Genomic DNA, 10456 nt, shown 5'->3' with positions numbered 1-10456 from the left:
ACTAATATATTTAAGTTTAGGAATAGTCATTTTACTCAATTACACACAACAAAAAGTTTATGGCTCTACTCCGCACAAAAATCAATCTGGAGTTTCCACAAATGCGACAGATTTAACCGAACTCCAACCACAAATAAAGCCTAAATCAATAATTACAAAAAAAGCACTAAATGAACTTTATCTGAAACCCAATGAAAAAATTCATTTGGTGATAAGGTTAAGCGATCGCCGTGTCTATGTCTATCAACAAGACCAATTAAAAACCACCTACCCAATAGCTATTGGTAGAGAAGGATGGGAAACTCCCACAGGAACCCATAAAGTTATCCAAAAAATACCAAATCCCTCTTGGAAACATCCCTTCACAGGAGAAATCATACCTCCTGGTCCAGAAAATCCTTTGGGGGAAAGATGGATTGGTTTTTGGACAGATGGCACAAACTACATAGGTTTTCATGGAACCCCGAACGAAGAAACCGTAGGACAAGCAGTCTCTCATGGTTGTGTTAGAATGTTGAACCAAGATGTACTAGCTCTATTTGAAAAAGTAGGAATTGGTACAACTGTCGTAGTAGAACCTTAAAAAATAGGAATAGAGTTTAGTTCAAACATTTTCAAAATCTAAGGTGAATTAAACTTTTAAAACATTAGTTTTTGATAATATCTAGATTTGATACATGAGGAGTGAAAAATGACACAATCTACCACAAATAAATGGCTATATTTTATTAGCAAAATCAACCAAAGAACATATAATTTAACAGCTATTTTTCTCACCACAGCAATTATTTTATTTAGTCAAAATTTAGCCATAGCTTCTACTCCTACTGCTCAGACAAATAATAATAATAATCAGCAAACACAGGTAGAAGCTAATTTACCATTTGGTGGCTTAATGCCAAAATTAGATCGAGCTATTAAAGACTTCCAAAAATATTTGGGTGTAGAAGCAGAAGAGTTAGTTCGGGTCGTACTCCGGTTAGGGGAACGGCGAGTATATGTATATGAGGGAGAAGAAGAAGTTGCTAGTTATCCTGTAGCTGTGGGTAAACCTGGTTGGGAAACTCCCACAGGCAATTTCAAAGTTATTCAACTGGTAGAAAATCCTAAATGGGAAAATCCCTGGACGGGTGAAGTAATGCCAGCAGGGCCAAATACTGCTCTGGGATTAAGGTGGATTGGTTTTTGGACAGATGGCAAAGACACAATTGGATTTCACGGTACTCCTACTGTAGATTCTATTGGATATGCTGCTTCTCACGGTTGCGTGCGGATGTACAATGAGGATGTGGTTAACTTATTTCAGAAAGTGCAAGTAGGTACTGAGGTAGTGGTAGAACCATAGTTTACCAATGGATAATGGATAATTGATAATTGATAATTGATAATTAGGGTTTATAGTTGGGAAAAAAAATTACTCTCTTACTCCCCTACTCCCGAAAAAAGACTTTTTCAGCAAACCCTAATTAATAATTTGGCGTTGGTGAATAAAGGTATGAAAATAAAAATTGAACAATCTCAAATATTTGTTATTCAATAGTTTAGGAATTACCAAAAAATACAAATCATACCCTAATTTACCAACGCCAATAATTGATAATTATGGTTTGCTGAATAATTCTTTTGTGATTCAATTATATAGCTTTCAGCAAACAGCTATTAGCTATCAGCATCTATTCCTGGTTCTCGAATTAACTAGCTATCAGCTAGCCTCCTGCGGAGGAACTACGTTAACAGCTAGAAATCTGGGGGTATAAGTCCCCCACTATATTTATTTGGAAAAAATTAGTTGTGTGTGTTAAAGGGGGTCTGAGTCCCCCATTATACACGCCTGATAGCTGACCGCTGACGGCTGACGGCTGACTGCTACTTCAATTATTCTAAACCTTCGATACCTTCCTCATTCATCCTTCCGGCCTTTTTTAGACAGGACTTAGATTATAACGCCTCAAAGCATAATTGAGCGATCGAGCTAAAATATTTAAGAAGACCTACGCAACTAAATAAGAAACCGGGTTTATTGCCCTAATTTGTTCTTGAAATCAGGAAATTTCCTTGATCAACCCGGTTTGTGCGTAAGTGTTATTTTAGTTAATCACTATCAATATATATAAAAAATATGTGGAAACCAGAATTATTAGCTCCTGCTAAAAATCTCGAACGTTTAAAAGTTGCTGTTACTTATGGTGCTGATGCTGTTTATGTGGGAGGGCAAAAATACGGTCTGCGGGCGCGAGCAGATAATTTTTCTGACTATGATTTGGAATATGGGGTAAATTTTGCTCACGAAAATCATGCTAAAGTCTACCTGACTCTAAACGCTTTTCTCCATGATGATGATTTTGAGGGATTGGCAGAATATTGTCAATTTCTGGAATATATTGGGGTTGATGGGGTTATTGTTTCTGACTTAGGGGTTGTCCGAGTGGTGAAAAATAGTTCTAATCTTGATATTCATCTCTCAACTCAAGCATCTTGTCTCAATTCTTATGCTGGTGAAATGTGGAAACAGTTTGGCGTGAAGCGTCTAATAGTGGGGCGAGAAGTTAGTGTGGTAGAGGGGGGGAAAATTAGAGGGCAAACTGGTATTGATGTGGAAATGTTTATACATGGTGCTATGTGTATGGCTTTTTCTGGTAATTGTACAATCTCTAATTTTACAGCAGGCAGAGATTCTAATCGTGGTGGTTGTATTCAGTCTTGTCGTTTTCCCTATCAGTTGGCAGAAAAAACAGACGATCGCCCAGTTACTTTTATGTCTTCTAAAGATTTATGGGGTATTCATCAAATAGGAGCGTTTTTTGAGCATCAAATTTGTTCTCTGAAAATAGAGGGGCGGATGAAATCATCGTTTTATGTGGCGGTAACTTGTAGAGCTTATCGGCAAGCGATCGATGCTTATGCAGAAGGGAGGTTAACTCCAGAAATGTTGAATCAAATTGTAGCTGAGTTAGAGTCTATTCCCCACCGTGACTATGATTCTGCTTCCTTGGAAACTCCTGCGGGGAAAGATTCTGTATATAAGCAGTTGGAAAGTAGTAGGGGAACTCACGAATATCTGGGAATTGTGATGGAGACAACACCAGAAAATATTGTTTTGCAATTGGTTGAGTCTGTGAGAGTGGGGGATGAAATTGAGATTATTCCAGTGCATGGAGAAATAATGCGGTGGAAAGTGAGTGAGCTTTTTTCTGTGGTAGGCGATCGCTTGGAGAAAATGCGAGCAGGAAATGTGGTTTGTATTCCTAAAACTGTAGCGCCTGAAATTTTAAATAATGTAGAGAAATTGAATGTAGTTAGGGTTGCGCCATTTTAATTAGTAAATTAGTAAAGAAGTTAGGTAGTTCTACATAGTAATGGTACATAGCAAAAAGGAATACCTGGCGCGGGAGCAAGATGCTCCCATTGTTCTCAGAAAAAACATTGCCTGACAATGGGAAACTATTACAATGCACCACCAGATGTACCCAAATTGACATTTATCTATAGATTTGCGATAATATTATTTTAATCTGAAAGTATCATACAGCACTTGCAGTATAATTAGTTTTTTTGTGGAATATTGATATATTATCTATGATAAATGATAAGAAAAGGATTAAGTCACAAGAAATTTTTAACCAATTAGTTTTAAATGCCATTGATTTTTTAGAGCATTCTGTATCTGAGATTGAAAAAAATCCTAAATATTCGATAATTAATTTTTGTACGGCAGTTGAACTTTTCTTAAAGTCTAGATTAATGCTTGAACATTGGAGCCTGATTTTTAACGATCCGAAACAGGCAAATTTGGATAAGTTTCTTCAAGGAAACTTTACATCAGTCGGCATGGAAGGTGCTATTAAAAGGCTTAATAAAATACCTGACCTAAAATTTGATGATAATGCAGAGAAGAATTTCAATACAATACGAAAGCACAGAAATCAGCTAGTCCATTTTTTTAATGCTACAGAGTTAGAAATTGTTGCTACTGAGGAATGCAAAGGATGGTTCTATTTATCACAACTACTCAGAGAAAAATGGAAAGATGACTTTTTAGAGTATGTAGATGACATTGATAAGCTTGACAAACTAATGCTAAATGTTCGACGATATCTGCAAGCGAAGTTTAATGCTCTATTGCCTGAAATAGAGATAAAAAAGAAGCAGGGTATTTCTTTTAATACTTGCCCCTCCTGTGGATTTGATTCAAGTGAGAATAAAGTTATTGCTGAAATTTCTCAGTTCTCTGATTATCTCTTGTCTCCTGATTGCCTTGTTTGCAACTTTGAAGCGGGGAAAGAGTTGATAGTTTCATGTCCTAATTGTGAAAATGGGCAAATTAAAGTTCAAGAATTAGGGAAAGGTGAATGTGAATCCTGCGAATACTCAATTAACTTAGATTACTTGTTAGACAAATATGCAGAAAGTAAGCATATAGAGAAAGGTTTATTTGAAAATAATCGTGCGTATTGTAACTCTTGTGAACACTTTAAACAACCGACTGTTGTTCCTTATGAAAACATTTGGCTTTGCTTATCCTGCCTAAAATCTTACGATTATAATCAGGTAGGCAACTGTGAGTTCTGCGGTGAGTTGGTTTCAGGGAACTTAGATGATAGTTTTTTATCAGGTTGCTTAATGTGTGAGGGAATGGCAGGATATTATAGAGACAAAGATGATTAGAATTATTTGTCAATCTTAACTAGAGTTCCTACGGTAGGACTTATGCAGAGAGCATATATATATATGTATAGTTTAAAAATAAAACGCTATAGTTTTTTTGACTGTATACATAATACCTTTGCGTAAGTCCTGATAATGTAGAGATATAAAATGTATTTAGGATCTAATGCAATTTAACACTTTTGTCTCATCCATCAACGATTTAAACAGGTGCGTTAACGCTCCTAACTTACAAGAAGTTTTACTACAACCAACCCTCCTTGCAAAACAGGGGCAACTCTCACCAAAACAAACACAGTCATTAGCATCAACTGCCACAGAATATGGTTTGCGCCCAGTATTAGTGTGGGATATTTTGATGCCAGAACAAGTTATGAGTCAAATTTGTCAACAACTGACTCAGTGGGATATGAGCAAGTTTGCGGCAGTGCGGGTTGCCGATCCTGGAGCAGCTTGGTGGTTGAAAATGAATTACCCAACTATAGCGCTACAGTTAATTGTAGAAACAGGTAATCATAATTTAGAAGGGTTGCGGGGTTGGTGTGAGATTTTTTCTGACTCTTTGGAACGTTTGATATTGTCTATCGAACTGCCAGAACAAAAATTGATTGAATATTGTCAAACACTTCCGGTTGCTTGTGAAGTTTTGGGAGTCGGGCAAATATTGTTGTTTTATTCGCCACGTTCCCTATTGTCTCCACATTTGTTAGAGTCTGACTCGGAAGCAAAATTTCCCCTGCAAACTACTGTGTCATCGGAGGATAGTAAGAACCGACCTTTCCCTACTTTGGAAACAGCTCACGGTACATTTATGTTTTTGGATAAAGACCAATTTATTCTGGATAAACTTGAGGGTTTAGAAAAAGCTGGTTTACATACAGTTTGTTTAGACTTACGACATTTGGGAAGAGACGGAGATGTGGCAGTGGATGTTGATAAAATTTGTTCTCAGATTTTGACTGACCCTGTTTCTTTGCGGAAAAACTGGGCGAGGCCGACGCGATCGCCATTTTTTAATGCTAACCGTACTACTTCTATATTTTCGCGAATGAAGTCTAAGCACAAGTTAATTCAGTATCGACAAGAAATTGGTTTAGCTGAAGTTTTAGCTGGAGAAAGTGGAAATTATGTTGTGTTTCAAAGTTTGCGACCTTTTGCCGTTACTCAAGTAGAGAAAATTATTATACCTACTGGGGAAGAAATTGAAATTCCAGCAGAAATAGTATTTCGGAACTTAAATGGTGAGGTAGTTGAGTCATGCGATCGCGAACAAATATTAATTACAGACTGGATCAAAAAAGCGATGCCAGGTTCATTATTGTTAGGTATACCTGAAGTCAGAAGTTAAATTATTAGAACTTATTAGGACTTACGCAAAGGCACTATATATAGAGTTTTGGTGCGTTACGCTGGCGCTAACACACCCTACCAATAGCGTCCATGCGTAAGTCCTGCTTATATAGAAATCCTCAAGAGATTGTAAGATTTTATTCGTAGGGGTTTGGTCTCCAAACCCAAGCTAAAAAGGGATTTGGAAACCAAACCCCTACAGTTTTTTTTTGACAAATCATTTTTGTCGCAAAATATAACGAACAGGCAAGATGCCTATGCTACATAACAACAGTTAATGTTATACTAATTGACATACTCCCTACGTTGCGCTTACGCGACAACGCGGGATTCTTCAGTCAGGAAAAAAACTGACCGCTGTTTTGACAGAGGTGATGCCCTCCCCCTGTGTTGACCTTGGATAATAACAAAATACCTCCTAGCTTGTCAAGGGTATAGGAAAGTTTTATTTGTGGAGGTATCCGACTCTTGGCCCTGGCTTTCCCATACGACGCTCCCCTAATAGCTGCCGCTAGGCTCCGCCAACGGGAGAGCGCGGGACTTCCCGCCAGGGAAGTTAAAAATTCGATTATATGACTTTGAAATTATGCCTAACTCCAAACGTAATACCTCTGATAATAGAAATGCCAAAGGCGATCGCATAGTTTATTCAGAATTTGGTAATAATGCTAATTCTCCAGCAACAGAAAGAGCATTACCAGACTTACCGCCAAATCAACAAAATTTAAGAGTACAAGCATCCCGCAAAGGTCGTAAAGGAAAAACAGTTACTATTATTAGTGGGTTTCAGTCAAACTCAGAAACTTTAACAGCTTTACTCAAACAACTTAAAAATCAATGTGGTGCAGGTGGAACTCTTAAGGATAATGAAATTGAAATTCAGGGAGAACATAAACAAAAGTTACTGGAAATTTTAACTAAATTAGGTTATAAAGCTAAAATTAGTGGAGGTTGACTTATAGCAGTTTTCATAAAGGTAGACTACAAAAATTATTTTGATGAATTTAGAATTCAGAATTATTAAATTAAGGAATTGTAGGGGTTTTCCAGAAATGTTGAATACAAAACTTCTGCCTTCTACCTTCAAGCAAAAATCTCTGTACTCTATATTAATGAAAACTGCTATAATCAAAAAATAATCATTGTAGGAGTAGGGGCAATTCCTGAATTACCTCTACAACTTTTTGTGACAAGAAAATCAGGTTTTAAGCCTTCTCTTTAAAGGGGATAAAAAAGAAAATTCAGTAGGAGGTACTGATAACTGATAACTGAAATGACCTGTTATATCAAATCCGGTAGCATCGGTATAATTAGATGGTTAATCTAGGAGTCAGGAGAGAAGAGAATTTAGAAAGATTTACTAATAGCTGAAGATGAAAATTTTTTTTATACCGAATTAAACAGATTTGATATTATATAAGTTTTATCAAGGAAGTTAAGGTATTTTAGAGATAATTAACTTCAACACTCCTGTAATTAACAAAATTCTGAAAAATCAACAGTGGGACTTGTAGATATCTATAGAGCAAAGCATTAATTATTCAAGCTCCAGTTAGGAATAATATTTATGGAACTAAGCGGAATTTTGATTTTGGCTTTGTAAGTGTAAATAGGGAGTAATTAAAGTTATATTATTGGAGAATATATAAATGTTTAGAACAGTTGCTCTAGTTTTACTAGGAACCTCTGTTGGTTTTGGATTTTCTATGGTAAGTGATGGTAATGGGTTTGCGATTAAAGTACCTCAAATTGAAGCAGGAAAATTAGAATGTCGTTGGTTACCTGAAGATACCTCGAACAACTCTTTCAACAGAGAATTTTTAGAACCAAGGTATTAAATTTACTATCAGGCTCAAGATTTAACATATAGTGTTTCTCAAACTAATGAGGTAAACCTATCTTTATTTCTATTCTATTCCTTGTTCCCTAAAACAAACGAATTTTGTACCTCATCAGTATGGGAATTTCTATAAATAATATCATGTGCGCTGGTATGGTCGCGTCGTGTAAAAGTTGGGGAAATATTTACTATATTTAAGGTTTTTCCTTTTCTTCTTCCTTCTCTCCTAGATAACTACAGCCTTCTTCCTTACCTTATCACTTGCAATACCGATGCTACCGGACATGATATAACACGAAGTCCCGTTGACAAAATTACTTTCAATTAGGTAATATACAATTATTGAGAGTAGTATTACTCAGATTAATCCCACTTAAATTAGCATCACTGAGATTGACACCATTGAGGTTAGAATTACTAAGATTAGCACGATTGAGATTAGCACCACTTAAATCAGCATCTTTGAGATTTGTATAGCTGAGGTCAGCATAACTCAGGTTGACACCACTAAGATCGATACCACCTAAGTTAACGCCCCATAAATCAGAACCCATCAGGTTAGCACCTTTGAAAATGGCATTACTAAGAATGGTATGTCGTAGGTGAGCGCGACTGAGGTCACTTCCACTTAGGTTAGCACTTGTGAGATTAGCACTACTAAGGTTAACACCACCCAAGTTAGCATTACTCAGATTAGCATTTTCTAAATTAGCATCCCACAAATCTGCTACTCGCAGACTTGCACCACTCAAGTTAGCATTGCTAAGGTTAGCACGACTCAGGTCAACACTATTTAGTTGAGTATTACTGAGGTCGTTACCTTCTAAGTTTTTAACTGCTATTTTTTCATTAACAATTTGCCAAACTGTATACCATTTTCGAGAAATTTTGGTTGTTTCACGAAGTTTTACCCCCTTGAGTTCTGCCCAACTTAGATCGACTTCACGAAGATTAGCACCACTAAGATCGGCACCACTAAGATCGGCGTTACGAAGATTAGCACCACTAAGATCGGCGTTACGAAGATTAGCACCACTAAGATCGGCATTACGAAGATTAGCACCACTAAGATCGGCGGCACTCAGGTCAGCTTCATTGATTTTAGCACCATCAAGTTGAGCATTGGAGAATTTAGCAGCACTAATATGAGCATTTATGAGGTTAGTATTACTAAGATTGGCATTACTGAAGTCAGCAGCACTGAGGTCAGCACTACTGAGGTTAGCATTTCTTAAATCTGCACCATTGAGGTCAGCAGCAGTTAGGTTAGCATTGGTCATTTCCGCATCGTTGAGTTTAGCTGCAATTAGATTAGCTACACTCAAATTAGCTCCATCCAAATAAGCTCCTGTTAGATTAATTGCTTTCAGGTTGGCATTACAAAGATTGGCATTTCTGAGATTTGACCGACTATAGTAGTTGTTCCTAATGTTTTCTAATCCTTTTCTAGGAGTGAGAGTATGGCAATACTCTGTACCTAAATCAGTTGCCTCTAGGTTAGCACCCCGGAGATTAATATTTTTTAAGTTGACACCGCGAAGATCGGCACCACTGAGGTTCACTCCTTTGAGATCGTTATTTAGACGTTGTTGATTAACAATTTTCCAGACTAAATGCCATTTATTATCTAGTTGGGTTAAATCATTAATTTTTGTCTCTCGGAGGTTAGCATAGTTAAGATTTACATCTCTGAAATCAGCATTGCTGAGGTCAGCATTTTCGATATTAGCATGGCATAGATCGGCATTACTTAAATTAACACCAGTCAAGTTAGCATTACTTAGGTCAGTATTTTTCAAGTTAATATTATGCAGGTTGGCAGCACTAAAATTACTTCTGCTGAGGTTAGAATTACTCAGATTAATATCTCTAAGTTTAGCGCCACTTAGGTTAGCATTACTCAGATTAACACCCTCAATATCCATCCCGATAAGATTGATATTTTTGAGGTTTTTACCAATAGCTTTCTGATTAACTATTTCCCAAACTAATAACAATTTACTATCAAGTTTTGTTGCCTCATTTAGTTTACTACCCCTGAGATTTATACCCCTAAGTTTACTACCTCTTAAGTCTGCACGAGTAAGATTTGTATTAGTTAAATTAGCATTAGTTAGATTAGCAAGACTTAAATTAGCACCACTTAAATTAGCACCACTTAAATTAGCATTACTTAAATTAATACCTCTAAGTTTAGCAACACTAAGATTAGCATTTTCAAGATTAGTATTTTTGAGGTTAGCATCTTTGAGATTTGTACCCCGTAAATTAGCTTCTATTAGATTCGCATCTTTGAGATTAATACTACTCAGATCGGCATCTTTGAAATAGGCAAAACTAAAATTTATACCTTGTAGGTCTAGACCAGTGAGGTTGGCATCCCTCATATTTGCTCGGATAAACCTCCGTTTTCCAGCAGCGTATAGTTCTAGTATTCTACAGACATCCCAAGTATATTGGGATAATGCTAGTTTTGCTTTAGGTTTTTGCTGTTCTAGTAGTATTGAATATGCTGCCCATTGTACTTCTGCTGAACTATCTTGTAAGGCCACAAGTAACAAATCTAATCCTGCATCTCCATGTTTAATAGTTTCGCAAACT

Annotated in this window: 9 protein-coding genes; 8 read left to right on the top strand and 1 reads right to left on the bottom strand. The window is 36.7% G+C overall.

What is annotated here, in order from left to right; genetic code table 11:
- Positions 1 to 4 precede the first annotated feature (4 nt).
- The 8 genes from AFK68_RS25365 to AFK68_RS25335 all read left to right on the top strand — a co-directional run bounded on the left by AFK68_RS25365 (position 5) and on the right by AFK68_RS25335 (position 7853).
- Positions 5 to 583: a L,D-transpeptidase gene (locus AFK68_RS25365; protein WP_246844457.1), complete on the top strand. Its 579-nt coding sequence runs from the start codon at positions 5 to 7 to the stop codon at positions 581 to 583.
- Between the two features lie 108 nt (positions 584 to 691).
- A complete protein-coding gene (locus AFK68_RS25360) occupies positions 692 to 1345 on the top strand; it encodes a L,D-transpeptidase (protein WP_094676119.1) in 654 nt (217 codons plus the stop codon).
- 163 nt (positions 1346 to 1508) lie between these two features.
- Positions 1509 to 1757, top strand: coding sequence for a hypothetical protein (locus AFK68_RS35520; protein WP_143438241.1), 249 nt, complete (start codon positions 1509 to 1511; stop codon positions 1755 to 1757).
- 362 nt (positions 1758 to 2119) lie between these two features.
- Positions 2120 to 3316 (top strand): peptidase U32 family protein, encoded by a 1197-nt coding sequence (locus tag AFK68_RS25355; protein WP_094676117.1) that lies wholly within the window; start codon positions 2120 to 2122, stop codon positions 3314 to 3316.
- Positions 3317 to 3576: 260 nt separating this feature from the next.
- Positions 3577 to 4665, top strand: coding sequence for a hypothetical protein (locus tag AFK68_RS25350; RefSeq protein WP_094676115.1), 1089 nt, complete (start codon positions 3577 to 3579; stop codon positions 4663 to 4665).
- Positions 4666 to 4831: 166 nt separating this feature from the next.
- On the top strand, positions 4832 to 6013 hold the full coding sequence (locus AFK68_RS25345; RefSeq protein ID WP_094676113.1) for a U32 family peptidase: 1182 nt from the start codon (positions 4832 to 4834) through the stop codon (positions 6011 to 6013).
- Between the two features lie 588 nt (positions 6014 to 6601).
- The gene (locus AFK68_RS25340) at positions 6602 to 6970 is read left to right on the top strand and encodes a translation initiation factor (RefSeq protein ID WP_094676111.1); all 369 of its coding nucleotides are present in this window, start codon (positions 6602 to 6604) and stop codon (positions 6968 to 6970) included.
- A gap of 694 nt (positions 6971 to 7664) precedes the next feature.
- Positions 7665 to 7853, top strand: coding sequence for a hypothetical protein (locus AFK68_RS25335; protein ID WP_094676109.1), 189 nt, complete (start codon positions 7665 to 7667; stop codon positions 7851 to 7853).
- Positions 7854 to 8175: 322 nt separating this feature from the next.
- On the opposite strand, the gene AFK68_RS25330 is transcribed toward AFK68_RS25335, so the two are convergent.
- Positions 8176 to 10456 (bottom strand): pentapeptide repeat-containing protein (locus tag AFK68_RS25330; RefSeq protein WP_094676107.1); only part of this gene is annotated, 2281 nt, incomplete at its 5' end.

The organism is Hydrocoleum sp. CS-953 (genome assembly GCF_002260545.1).
Taxonomy (GTDB): Bacteria; Cyanobacteriota; Cyanobacteriia; order Cyanobacteriales; family Microcoleaceae; genus Trichodesmium.
The sequence above is the reverse complement of the archived record's forward strand: the minus strand, read 5'-3'. Positions and strand labels throughout refer to the sequence as shown.